The organism is Atlantibacter subterraneus (assembly GCF_007570865.1).
GTDB classification, from domain to species: Bacteria; Pseudomonadota; Gammaproteobacteria; order Enterobacterales; family Enterobacteriaceae; genus Atlantibacter; species Atlantibacter subterraneus.
Map to the genome: position 1 here is coordinate 592,746 of NZ_VLPS01000003.1, position 20,542 is coordinate 613,287.

The window sequence follows — 20,542 nt, forward strand, 5'->3', positions numbered from 1 at the left end:
GAGGCGTGATGAGTAGTTTACCTGAACGCCGCGAGGTCCAGCACGTCACCGGCTTTAAGGCCTGGCTGGCGCGGATGCAGATGGCTCATGGCCGCAAGCTGGTGATCGCGCTGCCGTACCTGTGGCTGATCCTGCTGTTTATGCTGCCGTTCCTGATTGTGTTTAAAATCAGCCTGGCGGAAATGGCGCGAGCGATCCCGCCGTACACCGATCTGGTGAGCGTCGAGGATTCGCAGTTGTCGATCATGCTGAATCTCGCCAACTTCCTGCAGTTAACCGACGATCCGCTCTATTTTGAAGCCTATTTGCAGTCGTTGCAGGTGGCGGGGATCTCGACGCTGTGCTGTTTGCTGCTGGGTTATCCGCTGGCCTGGGCGGTGGCGCACAGCAGCCCGTCGACGCGCAATATCCTGCTACTGCTGGTGATCCTGCCGTCATGGACCTCGTTCCTGATCCGCGTGTATGCCTGGATGGGCATCCTCAAGGAGAACGGGGTGCTGAATAACGTGCTGCTGTGGCTGGGAGTTATCGATCAGCCGTTAACCATCCTGCACACCAACCTGGCGGTGTACATCGGCATTGTCTATGCCTATCTGCCGTTTATGGTGCTGCCGATTTACACCGCGCTGACGCGAATTGATTACTCGCTGGTGGAAGCGGCGCTGGATCTGGGCGCGCGCCCGTTGAAAACCTTCTTCACGGTGATTGTGCCGCTGACCAAAGGCGGGATTATCGCCGGATCGATGCTGGTGTTTATCCCGGCGGTCGGAGAGTTTGTGATCCCTGAACTGCTGGGCGGCCCGGACAGCATCATGATTGGCCGCGTGCTGTGGCAGGAGTTCTTTAACAACCGCGACTGGCCGGTAGCCTCGGCGGTGGCGATCACCATGCTGGTGATCCTGATTGTGCCGATCATGTGGTTCCACAAGCATCAGAATAAATCCACGGGAGATCACGCATGAATAATTTACCCGTCGTGCGCTCCCCGTGGCGCATTTTGATTTTGCTGATCGGCTTTACGTTCCTGTACGCGCCGATGTTGATGCTGGTGATCTACTCCTTTAACAGCTCCAAACTGGTAACGGTGTGGGCCGGCTGGTCGACCCGCTGGTACAGCGAACTGTTCCAGGACAGCGCAATGATGAGCGCGGTTGGGCTGAGCCTGACCATCGCTGCCCTGGCTGCCACCATGGCGGTAGTGCTGGGAACGATTGCTTCGGTGGTAATGGTGCGTTTTGGGCGTTTTCGCGGAGCCAACGGCTTTGCGTTTATGCTGACCGCGCCGCTGGTGATGCCGGACGTGATCACCGGGCTGTCGCTGCTGCTGCTGTTCGTGGCGCTGGGCAATGCCATTGGCTGGCCGTCAGAGCGCGGTATGCTCACCATCTGGCTGGCACACGTCACTTTCTGTACCGCCTATGTGGCAGTGGTGATCAGCGCCCGCCTGCGCGAACTGGATCGTTCTATCGAAGAGGCGGCGATGGATCTGGGTGCCACGCCGGTGAAAGTGTTCTTCGTGATCACTTTGCCGATGATCATGCCGGCGATTTTGTCTGGCTGGCTGCTGGCATTTACTCTGTCGCTGGATGACCTGGTGATCGCCAGCTTTGTCTCCGGCCCGGGGGCGACAACTCTGCCGATGCTGGTGTTCTCCAGCGTGCGCATGGGGGTCAACCCGGAGATCAACGCCCTGGCGTCGATCATCCTCGGGGTGGTGGGAATTATCGGTTTAATCGCCTGGTATCTTATGGCGCGCTCCGAAAAACAGCGCCAGAAAGACATCCAGCGTGCAAGAACCGGTTGAAGACTCTAAAATCTGAGATTATTAGCTAATAGTGCCGCGTTCGTCGCGGCACTATGATTCAGGGATGCCAGAAACATAGCGATGATCTTTACCCGATCACACCATAATCACGCCCGCCTCAATGTACCCACGCTGGTATATATTGCGGCTATTGCCATTATCACCACCCGCTGTGTCGATCTGCTGATGGTGTTTAATATGCTGGGGCTGCGCGGCGCGATGGATTTTATTCACCGTAGCGTCCAGACCTGGAGCCTGACGCTGGTGTTTCTCTCCAGTCTGCTACTGTTATGCATCGAGTTTCGCTGCGCTTTCGCCATTATCAAAGGGCGAAACTGGGGACGCTGGATTTACCTGCTCTCGCAAATCGCCGCCAGCGGCTATCTGTGGGCCGCATCGCTGGGCTGGGGTTACCCTGAGCTGTTCAGCATCGCCGGGGAAACCAAACGGGAGATCCTTCATTCTCTGGTGATGCAGAAAACCCCGGATATCATGATCCTCGTCCTGCTATTTTTACCGGTGCAGAGCCGTCGGTTTTTCCAGTTGCAATAACGGTGGTACAATCCTGCGCCCTCCGTTTCTAAGGTTTTACTATGCAGTGCGCTCTCTATGATGCCGGGCGCTGTCGCTCCTGCACGTGGATTGAAAAATCCCGGCAGCAACAGCTCCAGGACAAAATGACCGATCTCCGCCAGTTGCTTGGCGATCTCCCCGTTGGCCAGTGGTGCGACCCGGTGGCGGGGGAGGAGCGCGCGTTTCGCAATAAGGCCAAAATGGTGGTCAGCGGCAGCGTGGAGAAACCGCTGCTCGGCATTCTGAACCGCGACGGCAGCGCGGTGGATTTAACCGACTGCCCGCTCTATTCCGACGCGTTCCGCCGGGTGTTTGCGGTGCTGAAGCCGTTTATCGCCCGCGCCGGATTAACCCCCTATAACGTGGCGCGCAAGCGCGGCGAGCTGAAATATCTGCTGCTTACCGAAAGCACGCTCGATGGCGGCATGATGCTGCGTTTTGTGCTGCGTTCTGACGCTAAATTTCCCCAGCTTGAAGCGGCGCTGCCGTGGCTGCGGGAACAGCTGCCCCAGCTCAGGGTCATCTCCGCCAATATCCAGCCGGTGCATATGGCGATTATGGAAGGGGAGCAGGAGATTGTTTTCACCGCAGATCGTGCGCTGGAGGAGAATTTTAACGGCGTGCCGCTGTGGATCCGTCCGCAAAGTTTTTTCCAGACCAATCCGCTGGTTGCGAGCCAGCTGTACGCCACCGCTCGCGACTGGGTACGCGCCTTGCCGGTGACGCATATGTGGGATCTGTTTTGCGGCGTCGGCGGGTTTGGGTTGCACTGCGCCACGCCGCAGATGCGTCTCACCGGGATTGAGATTGCGCCCGAGGCTATCGCCAGCGCGACGCAGTCCGCCGCGATGTTGGGCCTGACCGACGTGCATTTTCAGGCGCTGGATTCGACCCGTTTCGCCACTGGCCAGCAGGATATTCCTGATCTGGTGGTGGTTAACCCGCCGCGCCGTGGGATTGGCGCTGAGCTGTGCGAGTTTTTATCGGCGATGGCACCGGAGACGATTCTTTATTCCAGCTGTAATGCGCAGACGATGGCGAAGGATATTCGCATGCTGCCGGGGTATCGGATTGTCAGGACTCAGTTGTTCGATATGTTTCCGCATACCGGGCATTATGAGGTGCTGACGTTGTTACAGAGGGGGTGAGGGGGTTTTGGTATTGTGGAATTGTTCCGTTCGGTGGAATTGTTCCGTTCGCCTGGGCTTTCGAGTCAGTCTTCAGCGCCAGTGTACGCGAACGGGCCAGGTGGGCTCGCCGCCGCCCCCCTGGCGACCCCGGCTCCCCCGCGCGAAATCGCCGCTTCGCGGTACCCTCGGCTTATCGCGTCCGGCTCCGGGTCGGGCGAGATACGGCATCCTGCCTTTCTCGCCCTCAAGCCGCATCCCTGCGGCTTGCCCCGGCCTCCCGCGAACGCCTCGGCGATTTCGATGGGGAGTGAAAACCCTCGCTGTAATCCCGAAGACTGGCAGAGACAATGTTGTCGCTGAAAAACAAATCCGCTTACAGTTGGGGGTGTTGGTCCGGCATCAAAATCGCCGAGGCGTAATTGACGAGCCAGGTCAGACCCGCAGGGATGCGGGTCTGAGGTCGTGAGCTACAGGATGTAGCATCACGACCGACCTGAAGCGAGGAGATGGAGCCGAGGGCAGCGGCGAAGCCGCCGATTTTGCTGGCCGGGAGCGGGGATTGCAAAGGGGGATGCGGAATCCCCCTTTGCCCGTTCGCGTGCTACGGAGTCACGTTGAGCCACGAACGCCTGGCGAACGGAACAATTCCACTAAATGCGGAACCCTTCCACCAAATGGAAAAATTACTGTGCCGGGAACCACTTATCATTAATCTGCTGATAAGTACCATCCGCTTTAATCGCCGCCAGCGCATCATTAAACTTCTTCAGCAGCGCCACATTATCCGGACGCACCGCGATCCCCAAACCCGTCCCAAAATACTGCGGGTCGGTCACTTTCGGCGTCGCCACACCCAGCTGTGGGTTGGTTTTCAGCCACTCGTTCACCACGGCGGTGTCGCCAAAGACGCCATCAATACGGCCATTTTTCAGGTCGATAATCGCATTCTGATAGCTGTCATACGCCACGGTTTTCACTTCCGGGTGCTTATCCTGCAGGTATTTCTGGTGCGTGGTGCCGTTTTCCATGCCGATACGTTTGCCTTTCAAATCATCAAAAGATTTGTAAGTGTCTTTCTTCGCGATCACCAGCGCGGAGTTGGCGTAGTACGGCTCGGTAAAGGCCACCTGCTTGCTGCGCTCAGGCGTAATGTCCATACCAGAAATCACCGCGTCGTATTTTTTGAATTTGAGGGACGGGATCAGGCTGTCAAATGCGTGGTTAGTGAAAGTACACTCCGCCTGCATTTGTTTGCATAACGCTTTGGCGAGATCGATATCAAAACCGACGATCTGGTTGTTGGCGTCCAGCGATTCAAAAGGCGGGTAGGTGGCCGAAGAGCCAAAGCTGATTTTCTCTGCTGCACCCGCAGAAATCGCCACCGTAGAGAGGATTGCCGCCAAAAGTAACTTTTTCATTGTATAGCTCCCGTCTGTCAATTTTTATTCTGGATCGCCGTTTACCCGGCGTGAATACACCATGCCAGCTAATGAATTTATATGCAATAAAAATGTATAATTATATTTTAAGGCGCGAGGGGGTACGAAAGGGAAAGGGCCAATAACCGCAGGGAAAAATTATCCATAAACCGGCCCGCGACAGAGTGCCGCGGGCCGGATGTTTAGCATCAGTTACGGCGTTCAAACGCCAGCGCGCGACGCTCGATCAGACGCATCATCAGCGTCAGTAAACCGTTAACGATCAGGTAGATAACGCCAGCTGCGCCAAACACCATCACATCATAGGTTCTGCCGTACAGCAGTTGGCCGTGGCCCATCACTTCCATCAGCGTGATGGTGTAGGCCAGCGAGGTACTTTTGAATACCAGCACCACTTCGTTGGAGTAGGACGACAGGGCGCGCTTAAATGCATAAGGAAGCAAAATCGCCAGCGTGTCTTTCTTGCTCATCCCCAGCGACTGGCAGGACTGCCATTGCCCTTCCGGGATAGCGCGAATCGCCCCGTAGAACAGCAGCGTAGTATATGCCGCCGAGTTGAGCGACAGCGCCAGCAGCGCGCACAGCCATGGTTCAGACAGCAGATGCCACAGCCCCGGATATTCCTGCAGCGTCGGGAATTGCCCCGGACCGTAGTAAATCAGGAAGATCTGCACCAGCAGCGGAGTGCCGGTAAACAGCGTAATGTAACCGCGCACCACCCACGACAGCACTGGCGTTTTCAGGGTCAGCACCACGGTGAACAGCAGCGCGAGGATCAGCGCCACAATCAGCGACGCCACGGTAAGCGTCAGGCTGGTTTGCAGGCCTTTGAGGAGTTCGGGTAAATATTCCAGCATCAGCCTGGTCTCCGCTCAAAGCGCGTGGCGCGCCGATCGATCTGTTTCAGGATGTACTGGCTGATAAGCGTAATCACTAAATAGATTGCCGCCGCCACGATGTACCAGGTAAACGGCTCCTGAGTACGGGTAGCGATGCTTTTGGTTTGCAGCATTAAATCGTTCACGCTAATTAACGACACCAGCGCGGTGTCCTTGAGCAGCACCAGCCACTGGTTGCCGAGGCCGGGCAGGGCATGACGCCACATCTGCGGCATCACCAGCCGGAAGAAAATCGCGACCTTTGACAGACCCAACGCCTGGCCGGATTCCCACTGGCCTACTGGCACCGCTTTCAGCGCGCCGCGCAGGGTTTGCGAAGCATAGGCGGCATACAGCAGCGACAAGGCAATCACGCCGCACAGGAACGGGCTGACGTCAAAATTCTCGATCTCCATTTGCACCGGGATTTGCGCAAAGCCGAGATTCAGGGTGAAGCCATCAGAAAGCAGGAGCAGCAGCTGTGACGAGCCAAAATAGATAAACAGCACCACCAGAATTTCCGGCAGCCCACGGAACATCGTGACCAGGCCGGTGGCGATCCAGGCGAGAGGCCGCCATTTAGCAGACTCCCAAACCGCGAAGATCATCGCCAGCACCAGGCCGATGATCAGCGCGCAAACGGCAAGGCCGACGGTCATCCCGGCGGCGCTTGCTAAAGGAAACATTTCGTTCATTCAGATATTACTTCTGGAACCATTTGTTATAGATAGTTTCGTAGGTGCCGTCTTTCTTCACCTTGTCCAGCGCGGTGTTAAATTTCTGCTGGAGTTCGGTGTTGCCCTGACGAACCGCGATGCCCAAACCGGTGCCGAAGTAATCTTTGTCGGTCACTTTATCGCCAACGGCAGCCAGTTTGTCGTTGCTCTTCAGCCACTCGGTCACCACGGCGGTATCGCCGAATACCGCGTCAATACGGCCATTTTGCAGATCCAGCTTGGCGTTCTGGTAGCTGTCATACGGTACGGTGGTGATTTCCGGGTGCTTATCGTTAATGAATTTCTGGTGGGTGGTGCCGTTCTGGACGCCCACTTTTTTGCCTTTCAGCTGGTCAATGCTGGCGACTTTACCCTGCTGGCCCACAAACAGCGCGGAGTTGTCGTAATAAGCATTGGTAAACAGCACCTGCTTTTCACGCTCAGGGGTGATATCCATACCCGCCATCACCGCGTCGAAACGGCGGAATTTCAGGCTTGGGATCAGGCTATCAAACGCCTGGTTAGTGAAGGTACAGGTGGCGTCGATCTCTTTACACAGCGCATTCGCCAGATCCACGTCAAAACCGACGATCTCGTTTTTGTCGTTCATTGATTCAAACGGAGGGTAGGAGGCTTCCGTAGCAAAACGAATGGTCTGCGCCGCCGCGGCGGACAGGCTCATGCTGGCAAGCAGCGTGGCAATCAGTACTTTTTTCATTGTCATTGTCCCGATCAACATCAGTGAGATAAGTAGTATTTAAACGCGTCGGTCTGCGGGTGGGTAAAGCAACTCGCATCCCCTTGCTCGATGATATGGCCGTTTTCCATATACACCACGCGGCTCGCGGTTTTGCGCGCCACTTCAACTTCATGGGTGACGATAACCTGGGTGATCCCGGTTTGTGAAAGTTCGCGGATGATACTGACGATTTGCGCGGTGATTTCTGGATCCAGCGCCGCGGTTGGCTCATCAAACAGCAACACCTGCGGCTCCATCATCAGGGCGCGGGCAATCGCCACGCGTTGCTGCTGGCCGCCGGAAAGATGCAGCGGATAGCGATCCACATACGGCGTTAAGCGCAGGCGCTCCAGCAGTTTATCGGCGCGGGCGCGGGCGTCTGCTTTGCTAAGGCCCAGCACGCGGCACGGCGCTTCAATCAGATTTTGCAGCACCGTCAGATGGGGCCACAGATTGTACTGTTGAAAGACCATGCCTACGTTCTGGCGCAGTTCGCGGATCGCTTTATCGTCCGGCGTTTTGACAAAGTCAAAGTGGTTACCGGCGATAGTGAGCTGCCCGGAGCGCGGCATCTCAAGCAAATTGAGTACGCGCAGCAGCGAGCTCTTTCCCGCGCCGCTTGGACCAAGCAGCACCAGCGTTTCGCCCTGAGGGCAATGTAGGGTGATGTCAAACAGCGCCTGATGTGCGCCGTAGAAGCAATTAATGCCGTTTAGTTGAATACTCATGCGAAACTGTTGAATAGCAATTGAGACCGCGAATAGTAACGTTAGCAGAATAGTTATGCAATATTTGTGGGTTAAAACTTAAAAATATCCCCTGTTGCGCCTTAAACTTAGCACAAAATAACGGGGCAGGAGGGAGGCGAGAATAAAAATCCAGTTTATGCAGTAAAGTCAGACTATTTTCAAACCCGCCGTTCCCATCCCGCTGGCAGCGCCTGTCAGGTACGCAGATCGTTCTCAATCGACTGGCGCAGCGTACCGGCCGGGGCATGCACCGAGCCGCCAAGATAGCGCACATCGTCCACCGCCCAGCACTGGCCTTCGCGGATCATCAGCACTTCATCCTGCCAACGCTCGCTACCCTGGTTTAACGCCACGCGTAGCGGAATATTTCGTGCATCGGTATTCGGGATAGTCGAGGCGCTGGACACACTGGCCTGAGATGGCGCGATGGTGCGGCTGGAGTAAATATCGCTGCGCAGGAACGCGCTGTTGGTACTGTCGGTGCTGGCTTTTTGCAGTTCCGCGTATAAATCGTCACTCAGCCAGGGGCGCAGCGCGCCGAGATTGCTGGTGCCGACAGCGGGATTCGCGATGCGATAGTCATAGAATTTTTGCGCGACGCTGTCCGGGCCGCCTTCAACACAAGGGCCGCTGCGGGTGCCGATATCCTTAAATGCCGTGGTCGAGTCGGTGGCGCAGGCGCTGAGCAACAGCGCGCAGGGCAAAACAAGAGTCAAAGCTAATGGGCGCATTTTATTTCCTTATCTTCTCTGAAGGACTACGGTATTTGTCAGAGCATTGCTTAGGTTGACCCCGCCAGTGCTGGCGCGCCAGCGGGCCTCAGGTAAGCATAGCGTATCGATTGATACCCGTGTCTGATAATCTGTGCTAACGCATTGATAGCCAAAGAAGGAGCGATTATGCAGTTTTCTACTACCCCGAATCTTGAAGGGCACGCCATTGTCGAGTACTGCGGCGTGGTGACCGGCGAGGCGATCCTCGGCGCTAATATTTTCCGCGATTTTTTTGCGGGCATCCGCGACATCGTCGGCGGGCGTTCCGGCTCCTATGAAAAAGAGCTGCGCAAAGCGCGGGAAATCGCCTTTCGCGAGCTGGAAGAGCAGGCCCGGGGTTTAGGGGCCGATGCGGTGATCGGCATTGATATCGATTATGAAACCGTGGGCAAAGACAGCAGCATGCTGATGGTCAGCGTCACCGGAACGGCGGTGAAAACCCGTCGATGAGCATGCGTGCGCTTCTGATTATCCTGGCGGCGCTGCTGGCGGGCTGTGCAGGGGAGAAGGGTGTCGTCGACCGGGGCGATTACCAGGTGGATCTTCGCCGCCCGGCCCAGGCGGCGTATCCGCGCATCAAAGTACTGGTGATCCATTACACCGCCGATGATTTTGACAGTTCCCTCGCCACGCTCACCGACCGCAACGTCAGCGCCCATTATCTGGTGCCGGATAACCCGCCGGTACGCAACGGCAAGCCGGTGATCTGGCAACTGGTGCCGGAACAGGAGCTGGCGTGGCATGCGGGCATTAGCTACTGGCGCGGCACCAACCGGATCAACGACACCTCGATTGGCATCGAACTGGAAAACCGCGGCTGGCGGCGGCAGGGCGGCCAAAAGCAGTTTGCGCCGTTTAACCCGGCGCAGATTGCGGTGCTGGCGAAACTGGCGCGGGATATCATTAATAGTTACAACATACTCCCGGTGAACGTGGTTGCGCATTCCGACATCGCCCCCCAGCGCAAAGACGATCCTGGCCCGCTGTTTCCGTGGGCGGAGCTGGCGAAGCAGGGCATCGGCGCATGGCCCGATCCGGCGCGGGTAAATTTCTGGCTGATGGGCCAAAGCCCTTATCAGCCGGTAGACAGCGGCGAGCTGCTGGCGCTGTTGGCCCAGTACGGGTATGAAGTGACGCCGGAGATGACGCCCGCCCAGCAAAAGCGGGTGATCGAGGCCTTCCAGATGCATTTTCGGCCCGCGCGCTATGACGGCGTGGCCGATGCCGAAACCCTGGCCATCGCCCAGGCGTTACTGGAAAAATACGGACGGGGTTAACGCAGCGTACCGTGATCCTTTAGCCACAGCGCGGTGCGGGTGATGCCTTCATCCAGGCTGACGATAGGCTGGTAGCCCAGCTCATTTTCAGCGCGGCTGATGTCGAGGGTGAAATCGAAATTGAGCTTGGAAACCCCGTAATGGGTGAGGGCGGGCTCTTTTTCCGACTTGTTGCCCATCCGCTCCAGGCTGCGGGCGATGATATCCAGCATCGGATACGGCACGGAACGGATGCGGCAGCGAATACCCAGTTCGGCAATCAGCTGCTCAACAATCTGGCGCAGCGGTCGCGCCTCGCCGTTAGTGATGTTAAACGCGCGCCCGGACGGCAATGCATCGCAGCTTGCCGAACTGGCCAGCCACATCGCATGCACGGCGTTTTCGTGATAGGTCATATCCACCAGCGCATCTCCGCCGCGCGGCAGTAAAATGCTGCCGTAGTGACGCATCATCTGCACCAGCCGCGGAAAAAACACCTTATCGTGCGGCCCAAACAGGCTTTGCGGACGCAGAATGGTAAACCGGGTATGGGGGTTGGCCTGCGCCAGCAGCTGAATGACCTCTTCCGCCGCGGCTTTACTGCGGGCAAACTCATTGGCGAAGCGCACCGGGCGGAACTCTTCGCTGATATCGCGATGGTGATGATAATCGAAATAGAGCGACGGCGAGGAGATATGCACCACGTTGCGCACGCCCCAGGCGACGGCCCATTCGCCAAGCCGACGGGTCGCGCGCACGTTAGCCATATCAAACGCCTGCTGGGTGCCCCACGGCGAGGTAAAACCGGAGCAGTGCCACAGGGTATCAATGCCCGCCAGCATCTGTTTGGCCTGAGAAGAGACCAGCTCGGTTAAATCAGCGTGGATAAATTCCGCGCCCATTTTTTGCAGCAGCTTGCCCATGGCCTCATTGCGGCCGGTGGCGCGGACGCTTACCCCTTTGTGGCGTAAATATTCGACCGCGTTTCGGCCTAAACCGCTGGTGGCGCCCGTGACCAGTACCTTCATTGCTGCCCGCTCTGTCAGAGAAAATAACGCCGCGCATTCTTTCGTGAAATCAACGGCTATGCAATCAGAATAGCGAAAGATTCAGAGTTAGCGCCGGAGTTTTTGCTCTTCCTGCTCGGCAAGGCGGCAAATCTGACGCGCCATGCCGCGAAAGATAAACAAATGCGCTGGGATCATCACCAGCCAGTAGAATAAACCGGGCGTGCCGTGCGGGTGCCACCAGGCGCGAACGTCCAGCGATCGCTCCGGCCCCAGATCGCGTAAATTAAACGACAGCCGCCCCAGCCCCGGTGCCTTCATGCCGAACAGCAGCGTTAGCTGGGCTTCCGGCTCGACGATAATCACCTTCCAGCTGTCCACGGCGTCGCCGACCTGCAACAGGGCATTTTCCGGGCGGCCTTTCGCCAGCTTATGGCCGAGCAGCAGATCGATGCCCGCGCGGGTGCTCCACAGGTAGTTGCCGAAGAAGTAGCGCTCTTTTTTCCCGCCGATGCGGTTGACGACGTTCCACAGCGACTCAAGGCTGGCGGAGGTTTTCAGCGTAAAACCCGCCTGTTTTGGGTAGTAGCCGTACTCAGGCCGCCAGCGGGCGAACGCCTGGGCGTCATAGCCCCAGTCGCTGGAATTCACCAGCTTGTCCTCTTCTTTCAGCGTTTCGCGAACCGCATCGTCAAAGGAAATCAGCCGTTGGGGGATTAATTCGCGCAGGGCGCTGTCGTCTGCCAGCAGATCGTGCTTCAGCCCCTGGATCAACGCCCGGGCGATAGCAGGCGGCACTGAGGTGATCATGTTAAGAAACCACACCGAGATCCAACTGGTGGGGAAGGGGATCGGGATCAGCGGGCGATGGCGGCCGCTGATCTTCATAAACCGCTCAAACTGTTCCTGATAGCTCAGCACCTCTGGCCCGGCGGCCTCCAGGATGCGGTGCCCGGTGGACGGGTGATCGAGCAGCTTCAGCAGATACACCAGCAGATTTTCCAGCGCGATGGGAGTAGTGCGCGAGCGCACCCAGCGCGGCGGCGTCAGCACCGGCAGGTTGTAAACCATATCGCGCATGACTTCAAACGCGGCGGAGCCTGCGCCGATGATAATGCCCGCCCGGAGTTCAGTTACCGGCACGCCGGAATCGCGCAGCGTGTCGGCGGTTAACTGGCGCGCCCGCAGATGATCCGACGGCGCGTCTTTACTTTGCAGAGAGCTTAAAAATATCACCTGGCGCACCGGAGTCTGGCGCAGCGCATCGCGCAGATTGAGCGCCGCCTGGCGCTCTTTCTCCACGAAATCGCGCCCGTCGCCCATGCTGTGGACCAGATAATAGAGCGTGTCGACGCCTGCCAGCAGATCGGGCAAGTTTTCCGGCCACAGTAAATCCAGGGAGCGGCAGGTCACGCCCGGCAGCTGGCGCTTTTCCAGCCGTTCTACGCTGCGCGCAGCGGCAATGACCTGATGCCCTTCGGCGCTTAGCCTCGGGAGTAAATGTTGCCCGATATACCCGCTGGCCCCAAGAACCAGTATCCGCTGCGGCTCGCTCATCCCTGCTCCTCGTTACCGTTGTTGAAACTGCTGCCAGCTGTCGACCACTTCCGCGAGCTGCTCGCGGCTGACGTCCAGATGCGTTACCAGACGGGTCACCGGTGCGGCGCTGATCAGAATATTGCGGCGCTTCATAAACTCGCCCAGCGCGGCGACGTCCTGCTGCGGCACGCGCACAAACAGCATATTGGTCTCCTGACGCCGCACGTCTGCGCCAATGCCTTTTAGCGCATCGGCCAGCCAGGCAGCGTTATCGTGATCGTCCTTCAGGCGATCTACGTTGTTCTGCAACGCGTAAAGCCCCGCCGCCGCCAGGATCCCGGCCTGGCGCATCCCGCCGCCGACCATTTTCCGCCAGCGGGTAGCGCGTTTGATGTAATCGCGGCTACCGACCAGCAGCGATCCCACCGGCGTACCCAGGCCTTTAGACAGGCAGATGGTGAACGAATCGCAGTAGCGGACCACCTCTTCCAGCTGGCAGCCGTAAGTCACCACGGCGTTAAAAATACGCGCGCCGTCGACATGCAGCGCCAGGCCGCGCTCGCGGCTGAATTCCCACGCTTGCTGAAGGTATTCGCGCGGCAGCACTTTGCCGTTGTGGGTGTTTTCCAGCGCCAGCAGGCGGGTGCGGGCAAAGTGGATATCGTCAGGTTTAATTTTAGCGGCCACCTTATCCAGCGCCAGCGTACCGTCCAGCTCTGCTTCAATCGGCTGCGGCTGAATACTGCCCAGCACCGCCGCGCCGCCCGCTTCAAACAGATAGTTATGGGCCGCCTGGCCGACAATGTACTCTTCGCCGCGCTCGCAGTGGCTCAGTAGCGCGACAAGGTTGGCCTGGGTGCCGGTAGGAAGGAATAAAGCGGCTTCTTTTCCGCTGAGTTGGGCTGCGTAAGCCTGGAGTTCATTAACGGTCGGGTCGTCCCCGTAGACGTCATCCCCAACCGGGGCCGCCATCATCTGTTCCAGCATGGCGCGCCCTGGCCGGGTTACGGTATCACTGCGTAAGTCAATCACGGCATATCCTTTTAATTATCGAGGAGATGCCCTACTTTTTACCGGAACCAGTTGGTTTTAGCCAGCTCCAGAACTTCGTCGCCGCGCCCGCTGATAATGGCGCGCAGCATATACAGGCTGAACCCTTTAGCCTGCTCAAGTTTGATTTGCGGCGGGATGGCTAATTCCTCTTTCGCCACCACCACATCCACCAGCACTGGACCGTCGGTTTTAAACGCCTGGTTCAGCGCCGCGTCCAGCTCCTCGGGTTTTTCTACCCGGATCCCGGTGATGCCGCAGGCGTTGGCGATAGCGGCGAAATTGGTTTGATGCAGGTCGGTGCCGTCGGTCAGATAGCCGCCCGCTTTCATCTCCATCGCCACAAATCCCAGCACGCTGTTGTTAAACACCACGATTTTGATCGGCAGATTCATCTGCACCACCGACAGGAAATCGCCCATTAGCATGCTGAACCCGCCGTCGCCGCACATGGCAATGACCTGACGCTGCGGCGCGCTGGCTTTCGCGCCCAGCGCCTGTGGCATGGCGTTAGCCATCGAGCCGTGGTTGAACGAACCGAGTAACCGGCGTTTACCGTTCATTTTCAGATAGCGCGCCGCCCAGACGGTTGGCGTGCCTACATCGCAGGTAAAGATGGCGTCGTCGTCGGCAAACTGGCTGATCTGCTGGGCCAGATACTGCGGGTGAATTTGCTTGTCGCCTGGCTTCGCCAGATCGTCCAGCCCTTTACGCGCCTCCTGATAATTCTCCAGCGCCTTATCAAGGAACTTACGGTCGGTTTTCTCTTCCAGCAGCGGCAGCAGGGCGGTAAGCGTGGCGCGAATATCACCCACCAGCGCGATATCGACTTTGCTGTGTGCGCCGATGCTGCCCGGATTGATATCAATCTGGATGATTTTGGCGTCGGTAGGGTAAAACGCCCGGTAGGGGAACTGGGTGCCGAGCAAAATCACCGTGTCGGCATTCATCATGGTGTGATAGCCCGATGAAAAGCCGATCAGCCCGGTCATCCCCACATCGTAAGTGTTGTCGTATTCGACGTGCTCTTTGCCGCGCAGCGCATGGACGATGGGTGCTTTCAGTTTTTCGGCGAAGGCAATCAGCGGTTGATGCGCCCCGGCGCAGCCGCTACCGCACATCAGCGCAATATTGCTCGAATAACGCAGCACCTGGGCCAGTTTTTTCAGTTCGCTCTCTTCCGGTACCACAACCGGCTGCGGAGCCGGATACCAGTGGGTGCTGGCGGTTTCCGGCGCGGGCTGTAGCGCCACGTCCCCCGGCAAAACCACCACCGATACGCCGCGGTTCAGCACCGCTTTGCGCATGGCAATCGCCAGCACCTGCGGGATTTGCTCTGGATTAGACACCAGTTCGCAATAGTGGCTGCATTCGCGAAACAGCTCCTGGGGATGGGTTTCCTGAAAATAGCCGCTGCCGATTTCGCTCGACGGGATATGCGCGGCGATCGCCAGCACCGGCACGTGGTTGCGGTGGCAGTCAAACAGCCCGTTAATTAAATGGAGATTACCCGGCCCGCAGGAGCCAGCGCACACCGCCAGTTGCCCGGTAAGCTGCGCTTCCGCGCCCGCCGCAAATGCCGCGACCTCTTCGTGGCGCGTCGGCATCCAGTCAATAGTGCCCATGCGGTTTAAGCTGTCACTCAACCCGTTTAATGAGTCCCCGGTTACCCCCCAGATACGCGACACGCCAGCCTGCTCCAGGGTTTTGGCGATATACGCCGCAACGGTCTGTTTCATCGGATCTCCTTTTATACTTTCTGATTTCGCTTAAAGCGTAGTCCATTACCGGATGCAGACCGGATAACCTCTCATTTTCAGCAGCTCACTGCCGATAAAAATTAAGTGTAAATTATTCTCATCTCACACAAATCATGGGGGTTTTATGGTGGCGAAGGCGATGGGCGCGGTTAACAGCGCATTGAGTAAGGACGATCTGGGTAAGCTGCTGTTACGGCTGAGCGTGGGCGGCCTGATGCTGTTTCACGGCCTGCATAAGCTGTTTGGCGGCGTGGACGGGATCGCGGGCATGCTGGCCGCGCACGGCATTCCGGGGTTTGTCGCCTATGGCGTGCTGCTGGGGGAGGTACTTGCGCCGGTGCTGATTATCCTCGGCATCCTGACGCGGCTGTCCGCGCTGGGTCTGGCGTTTACTATGGTGGTGGCGTGGCTGCTGGTGGGGCTGGATAAAACCTTTATGCTCGATAAAGTGGGCGCATGGGCGATTGAAAGCCTGGTCTACTTCTTCGTGGCGGCGCTGGCGGTGGCGTTTCTCGGGGCGGGACGTTACGCGTTGGGCGGGCAGTGGCGGTAAAGAAAAAGGCGCTTTTCAGCGCCTTTTTTAACTCAATCAAGCCAGTACTAAATCCCCTTGCGGGTGGCACGAGCAGGCCAGCACATAGCCTTCAGCGATTTCCCGCTCGGTGAGCGTCATGGTGCTGTTAACCGTGTACTCGCCGGAAACCACGCGGGTTTTGCAACAGCCGCATACTCCGGCGCGACAGGCGGCGTTGACCGGCACTTTATTGCTTTCCAGCGCTTCCAGCAGCGTGGTGCCCACCGGGCTGTAGAATTTACGGGCTGGGGTCAGCGTGGTGAATTTCAGGCCGCTGGTGGCCGCTTCGGCAACGGGCGTAAAGAATTTCTCTTTAAAGAACTGGGTCACGCCCAGCGCTTTGACGTTCTCTTCAACCGCGTCCATGTACGGCGCGGGGCCGCAGGTCATCACGGTGCGCGATGCGATATCCGGCACGGCGGCCAGGATCTCGCGGGTCAGGCGGCCTTCGATAAAGCCCGGCTGGTTGGTGACTTCCGCCACCAGGGTAACCGGGTAATTTTTCCACTCTTCGGCGAAAATCACGTCTTTCGGTGAACGGACGTTATAAATCACCTGCACGTCCGCCTGCGGGCGGTTTTTCGCCAGCCAGCGGCGCATCGACATAATCGGCGTCACGCCGCAGCCCGCCGCCAGCAGCAGGAAGCGGTCGGTGGTTTTATCTTCGCAGATAAAGTCGCCCTGGGCGTCCGACAGCCAGATATAGTCGCCACGTTTTACTTCACCGGTCAGCCATTGCGAGCCAACCCCCTCGTCGATGCGGCGGATGGTCAGCGTAATAAACGGGCTGACGCCAGGCGTTGACGAAATCGTATAGGCGCGCAGAGTGTCTGCACTGTTACGGATACTCACCAGCGCATACTGTCCGGCCTGGTACGAATAATGATCGTGGCAGAACAGCGACAGGGTCCAGACATCCGGGGTTTCCTGTTGGATGTGGTGTACCTGCATCCGCCACGGGCATTGAGTGGTTGGCATCGTCATAGGTTCTCCTTACGCGCTCAGCAGCTGCTGCATATCTTCTTCAACGGTGGTCACGGAACGCAGACCAAACTTCTCGTTAAGCACAGCCAGCAGATCCGGCGTCAGGAAGCCTGGCGCAGTCGGGCCGGTGACGATGTTGGTCACGCCCAGCGACAGCAGGGTCAGCAGGATCACAATCGCTTTCTGTTCGAACCAGGAGAGCACCAGCGACAGCGGCAGATCGTTCACGCCGCAGCCGAGTTTTTCCGCCAGGGTCACGGCGAGGATGATGGCAGAGTAAGCATCGTTACACTGACCAGCATCCACCAGACGCGGCAGGCCTTCAATGTTGCCGAAGTCGAGTTTATTGAAACGGTATTTACCGCACGCCAGGGTCAGTATCAGGCAATCCTGCGGGACGCTGGTGGCGAAATCAGTGAAGTAGTTACGCTCGCCGCGCGCGCCGTCACAGCCGCCGATCAGGAAGATATGGCGCAGCTTTTCACGGCTTACCAGGTCGATCAGGGAATCGGCAGCGCCCAGCAGGGTTTCACGGCCAAAACCCACGGTGATCAGGTGTTCGATTTCGCTGTAAGTGAAGCCAGGCAGCTGTTGCGCCTGCTCGATTACCGGGCTGAAATCGTCGCCTTCCAAGTGGTTCACGCCCGGCCAACCGACAATGCTGCGGGTCCAGATGCGGTCGTCGTAGCTACCGACAGTCGGGTCGATGATGCAGTTAGAGGTCATCACGATCGGGCCAGGGAAGCGGGCGAATTCGGTTTGCTGGTTTTGCCAGCCGCTGCCGTAGTTACCGACTAGGTGTTTGAATTTACGCAGCTCCGGGTAGCCGTGGGCCGGCAGCATTTCACCGTGGGTATAAACGTTAACGCCGGTGCCTTCGGTCTGCTCCAGCAGGTTGTGCAGATCCAGCAGGTCGTGACCAGAAATCAGGATACATTTGCCAGCAACCGGTTTGACGTTAACCTGGGTCGGAGTCGGGTGGCCGTATTTGCCAGTTTCGCCCGCGTCCAGGATGCTCATCACTTTAAAGTTCATCTGGCCGATGCCCATGGAGCATTCCAGCAGCGCGTTCATATCGGAAGGCCAGGTGCCCAGCCACGCCATAAACTGGTGGTACTGCGCATAAATTTCATTGTCGTACTGGCCGAGCACGTGGGCGTGCTCCATGTACGCCGCCGCGCCTTTCAGGCCATACAGGCACAGTAAGCGCAGACCGAGAATGTTTTCGCCGATGTCGGCTTTGTCGCGGTTCGGGGTAAATTCCGCCGCCTGACGCTGTAAATCGCCCAGATCGGCGCTGACCAGTTGCAGGTCCGCCATTGGGTTGTCAACGGTGGCGTTGGCATCCACTTCCAGACAGCGCGCTTTCAGCGCTTCGCGTTTTTCGATGGCTTCGCGGGCATAGCCAACGATGCGTGGGGAGTCGAAGTTAACGTTGGTCAGGGTAGAGAAGAACGCGCGCGGGGCGAAGTTATCGATTTCATGATCGATAATACCCAGTTCACGTGCTTTGACCGCCCATGCGGACAGGCCTTGCAGTGCGGCAATCAGTAAGTCTTGCAGGTCGGATGTTTCGGCAGTTTTGCCGCACATACCCTGAGCGTATGAGCAGCCGTTGCCGGCAGGAGTACGGATGGTTTGTTCACATTGCACACAAAACATAATGATACCTTAAAGTTATATTTAATATACATGTTTAAGATTATGCGTCTGTGTAAGGGGTTAAAAGTGATTTTTACTGCAATTTGAAGGGAGATTGATTTAGCGCAATTTTGGCGGTACGAGCGTACCGCCACAGAGGTATCAGGCGGCGAAAAATGCCATCAATAACGGTACCAGCAGGCTAAGAATAAAGCCGTGCACAATCGCGGCAGGCACCATCTCCAGCCCACCGCTGCGCTGCAGGACGGGGAGGGTGAAATCCATTGAGGTCGCGCCGCATAATCCCAGCGCTGCCGAACGGCTGCGGCGCACCAGGCCGGGGATCAGCATAATTGCCACCAGCTCGCGGGCCAGATCGTTAAAGAAGGTGGCGCTGCCGATAACCGGGCCATAGGATTCGGTCATTAATATTCCCGACAGGGAATACCAGCCAAATCCCGACGCCATCGCCAGACCGGTGCGGATCGGCAGGTCAAGAATAAAGGCGTTAATCACGCCGCCCACCAGTGAACTACCCACTACCAGCACCGCTACAATCATCCCCCGGCGATTAAGCACGATTTGCCGCAGCGTCATGCCGTTATTACGTAGCTGAATACCGATCAGGAACAGCAGGAAGATAAGGGTATATTCGCTGGCTTCGGTGGCGTGAATAAGAAAATTCATCCCGGTTAAGCCGAGTGCGAAACCCAACACCACCACGCCGCACAGCTTAAGCGACTCCAGCGCCATGGCGATACGCGAGGGGAGTTTTTCCTGATGATGGTTATGCCGCCAGGGCAGGGATTTATCGAGCCAGAACAGCGCCGCGCAGTTACATAATAAAATCACCACCACACTGACGGCGGAGTAGTGGAAAATCGCCAGCAGATTGCTGCTTAAATTATCGAGAAAGGCCAGGCTTATCCCCATAAAAAACAGGATCACGTAGACAATCCAGCTCAGCAGGCGGTTAATGGTTTTTAACGCGGCGGTATTTTTGAGGGGAATAAGGTAACCGGCGATGAGCGGCACTAAAATAATCAGTAATCCTGACAACATGGGAAATCGAGGTCCTTGCAGAAAGTGAGCCTCTTAACACTACCCAAAGCCAGTAAGTGAGTAAAGCAGCAAAAAATAGAGATTTTTATGCAAAAGGCCTGCAATGAGCAGGCCTTTTCATTATTAAGCGCGTTTTTCCAGCAGCGTGCGGTAAATTACACCGCCGAGTATGCCGCCGATAATCGGCATGACCCAGAACAGCCAGACCTGCTCCAGCGCCCAGCCGCCCTGGAATACAGCGACAGCCAGACTGCGCGCCGGGTTTACCGAGGTATTGGTCACCGGGATGCTGATCAAGTGAATAAGCGTTAGCGCCAGACCGATGGCAATCGGCGCGAAACCGGCCGGGGCGTTTTTATCCGTCGCGCCGTGGATAATCAGCAGGAATGCACAGGTTAATACAATCTCAATAATAATGGCGGACTGCATTGAATATCCACCCGGCGAATGTTCGCCATAACCATTAGAGGCAAAACCGCTGGCGACAGCATCGAAACCGACTTTTCCGCTGGCAATTAAATAGAGCACGCCTGCGCCGAGAATACCGCCGATAACTTGTGCAATAATATAACCGAAAATATCTTTCGCCGGGAAACGACCCCCTGCCCATAAACCCAGGGTGACAGCCGGATTAAAATGGCCGCCGGAAATATGACCCACCGCATAAGCCATGGTTAATACCGTTAAGCCAAATGCCAGCGCCACGCCGCTAAAACCAATTCCTAATTCCGGAAATGCCGCCGCCAGCACCGCGCTACCGCAGCCGCCAAATACCAGCCAAAAGGTACCAAATCCTTCAGCCATTAATTTTTTAAACATACCCACCTCAGTATTTAAAAGATAAATATCATTAATCAGTTTTGATGAT

At 57.2% G+C, this 20,542-nt stretch carries 22 protein-coding genes; 7 read left to right on the plus strand and 15 right to left on the minus strand.

What is annotated here, in order from left to right:
• The first annotated feature begins 8 nt into the window (after window positions 1-8).
• The 4 genes from potH (at window position 9) to rlmC (ending at window position 3,525) form a co-directional block, all read left to right on the plus strand.
• The gene (gene potH / locus FND52_RS08475) at window positions 9-962 is read left to right on the plus strand and encodes a putrescine ABC transporter permease PotH (RefSeq protein WP_125291738.1); all 954 of its coding nucleotides are present in this window, start codon (window positions 9-11) and stop codon (window positions 960-962) included.
• Window positions 959-1,804, plus strand: coding sequence for a putrescine ABC transporter permease PotI (potI, locus tag FND52_RS08480; protein WP_125291739.1), 846 nt, complete (start codon window positions 959-961; stop codon window positions 1,802-1,804). Before potH ends, potI begins: the two co-directional genes overlap by 4 nt.
• 81 nt (window positions 1,805-1,885) lie before the next feature.
• Window positions 1,886-2,356, plus strand: a complete 471-nt coding sequence (locus FND52_RS08485; protein WP_144130485.1) for a YbjO family protein — start codon at window positions 1,886-1,888, stop codon at window positions 2,354-2,356.
• A gap of 41 nt (window positions 2,357-2,397) precedes the next feature.
• The gene (gene rlmC, locus FND52_RS08490) at window positions 2,398-3,525 is read left to right on the plus strand and encodes a 23S rRNA (uracil(747)-C(5))-methyltransferase RlmC (RefSeq protein ID WP_144130487.1); all 1,128 of its coding nucleotides are present in this window, start codon (window positions 2,398-2,400) and stop codon (window positions 3,523-3,525) included.
• A 355-nt stretch (window positions 3,526-3,880) separates the two neighbouring features.
• On the opposite strand, the gene FND52_RS08500 is transcribed toward rlmC, so the two are convergent.
• The 7 genes from FND52_RS08500 to FND52_RS08530 form a co-directional block, all read right to left on the minus strand.
• Window positions 3,881-4,072 (minus strand): hypothetical protein, encoded by a 192-nt coding sequence (locus tag FND52_RS08500; RefSeq protein ID WP_144130489.1) that lies wholly within the window; start codon window positions 4,070-4,072, stop codon window positions 3,881-3,883.
• A gap of 118 nt (window positions 4,073-4,190) precedes the next feature.
• Window positions 4,191-4,925, minus strand: a complete 735-nt coding sequence (artJ, locus tag FND52_RS08505; protein WP_125291743.1) for an arginine ABC transporter substrate-binding protein ArtJ — start codon at window positions 4,923-4,925, stop codon at window positions 4,191-4,193.
• 209 nt (window positions 4,926-5,134) lie between these two features.
• The gene (gene artM, locus FND52_RS08510; protein ID WP_144130491.1) at window positions 5,135-5,803 is read right to left on the minus strand and encodes an arginine ABC transporter permease ArtM; all 669 of its coding nucleotides are present in this window, start codon (window positions 5,801-5,803) and stop codon (window positions 5,135-5,137) included.
• Window positions 5,803-6,519, minus strand: a complete 717-nt coding sequence (artQ, locus tag FND52_RS08515) for an arginine ABC transporter permease ArtQ (RefSeq protein ID WP_125291745.1) — start codon at window positions 6,517-6,519, stop codon at window positions 5,803-5,805. The genes artM and artQ overlap by 1 nt, the downstream gene beginning before the upstream one ends.
• Before the next feature lie 7 nt (window positions 6,520-6,526).
• On the minus strand, window positions 6,527-7,258 hold the full coding sequence (artI, locus tag FND52_RS08520) for an arginine ABC transporter substrate-binding protein ArtI (RefSeq protein WP_144130492.1): 732 nt from the start codon (window positions 7,256-7,258) through the stop codon (window positions 6,527-6,529).
• Window positions 7,259-7,278: 20 nt separating this feature from the next.
• Window positions 7,279-8,007 carry an arginine ABC transporter ATP-binding protein ArtP gene (gene artP / locus FND52_RS08525; protein ID WP_125291747.1) on the minus strand — a complete coding sequence of 243 codons (729 nt, stop codon included), beginning with the start codon at window positions 8,005-8,007 and terminating at the stop codon, window positions 7,279-7,281.
• A 215-nt stretch (window positions 8,008-8,222) separates the two neighbouring features.
• A complete protein-coding gene (locus tag FND52_RS08530; protein ID WP_125291748.1) occupies window positions 8,223-8,759 on the minus strand; it encodes a lipoprotein in 537 nt (178 codons plus the stop codon).
• A gap of 168 nt (window positions 8,760-8,927) precedes the next feature.
• On the opposite strand from FND52_RS08530, the gene FND52_RS08535 reads away from it, so the two are divergent.
• A complete protein-coding gene (locus FND52_RS08535; RefSeq protein ID WP_125291749.1) occupies window positions 8,928-9,251 on the plus strand; it encodes a heavy metal-binding domain-containing protein in 324 nt (107 codons plus the stop codon).
• Window positions 9,248-10,078, plus strand: coding sequence for an N-acetylmuramoyl-L-alanine amidase (locus tag FND52_RS08540; RefSeq protein WP_144130494.1), 831 nt, complete (start codon window positions 9,248-9,250; stop codon window positions 10,076-10,078). The genes FND52_RS08535 and FND52_RS08540 overlap by 4 nt, the downstream gene beginning before the upstream one ends.
• On the opposite strand, the gene FND52_RS08545 is transcribed toward FND52_RS08540, so the two are convergent.
• The 4 genes from FND52_RS08545 to poxB form a co-directional block, all read right to left on the minus strand.
• Entirely contained in the window at window positions 10,075-11,085 is a 1,011-nt protein-coding gene (locus FND52_RS08545) for an NAD-dependent epimerase/dehydratase family protein (protein WP_144130496.1), read from the minus strand. The genes FND52_RS08540 and FND52_RS08545 overlap by 4 nt on opposite strands.
• Before the next feature lie 87 nt (window positions 11,086-11,172).
• Window positions 11,173-12,621, minus strand: coding sequence for an SDR family oxidoreductase (locus FND52_RS08550; RefSeq protein WP_144130498.1), 1,449 nt, complete (start codon window positions 12,619-12,621; stop codon window positions 11,173-11,175).
• Window positions 12,622-12,633: 12 nt separating this feature from the next.
• On the minus strand, window positions 12,634-13,635 hold the full coding sequence (gene ltaE / locus FND52_RS08555) for a low-specificity L-threonine aldolase (RefSeq protein ID WP_144130500.1): 1,002 nt from the start codon (window positions 13,633-13,635) through the stop codon (window positions 12,634-12,636).
• A gap of 38 nt (window positions 13,636-13,673) precedes the next feature.
• The gene (gene poxB / locus FND52_RS08560) at window positions 13,674-15,392 is read right to left on the minus strand and encodes a ubiquinone-dependent pyruvate dehydrogenase (protein ID WP_144130502.1); all 1,719 of its coding nucleotides are present in this window, start codon (window positions 15,390-15,392) and stop codon (window positions 13,674-13,676) included.
• Between the two features lie 145 nt (window positions 15,393-15,537).
• Between poxB and FND52_RS08565 the strand changes: the two genes are divergently transcribed.
• Window positions 15,538-15,966: a DoxX family protein gene (locus tag FND52_RS08565; protein WP_144130503.1), complete on the plus strand. Its 429-nt coding sequence runs from the start codon at window positions 15,538-15,540 to the stop codon at window positions 15,964-15,966.
• A 36-nt stretch (window positions 15,967-16,002) separates the two neighbouring features.
• Here FND52_RS08565 and hcr read toward each other — a convergent pair whose 3' ends face one another.
• From hcr to aqpZ, 4 genes are all read right to left on the minus strand, one after another.
• Window positions 16,003-16,971 carry an NADH oxidoreductase gene (gene hcr / locus FND52_RS08570; RefSeq protein WP_144130504.1) on the minus strand — a complete coding sequence of 323 codons (969 nt, stop codon included), beginning with the start codon at window positions 16,969-16,971 and terminating at the stop codon, window positions 16,003-16,005.
• Between the two features lie 9 nt (window positions 16,972-16,980).
• Window positions 16,981-18,633 carry a hydroxylamine reductase gene (gene hcp / locus FND52_RS08575; RefSeq protein ID WP_125291757.1) on the minus strand — a complete coding sequence of 551 codons (1,653 nt, stop codon included), beginning with the start codon at window positions 18,631-18,633 and terminating at the stop codon, window positions 16,981-16,983.
• Window positions 18,634-18,774: 141 nt separating this feature from the next.
• Window positions 18,775-19,674: a LysO family transporter gene (locus FND52_RS08580; protein ID WP_125291758.1), complete on the minus strand. Its 900-nt coding sequence runs from the start codon at window positions 19,672-19,674 to the stop codon at window positions 18,775-18,777.
• 123 nt (window positions 19,675-19,797) lie between these two features.
• The gene (aqpZ, locus tag FND52_RS08585; protein ID WP_125291759.1) at window positions 19,798-20,493 is read right to left on the minus strand and encodes an aquaporin Z; all 696 of its coding nucleotides are present in this window, start codon (window positions 20,491-20,493) and stop codon (window positions 19,798-19,800) included.
• Window positions 20,494-20,542: the final 49 nt, after the last annotated feature.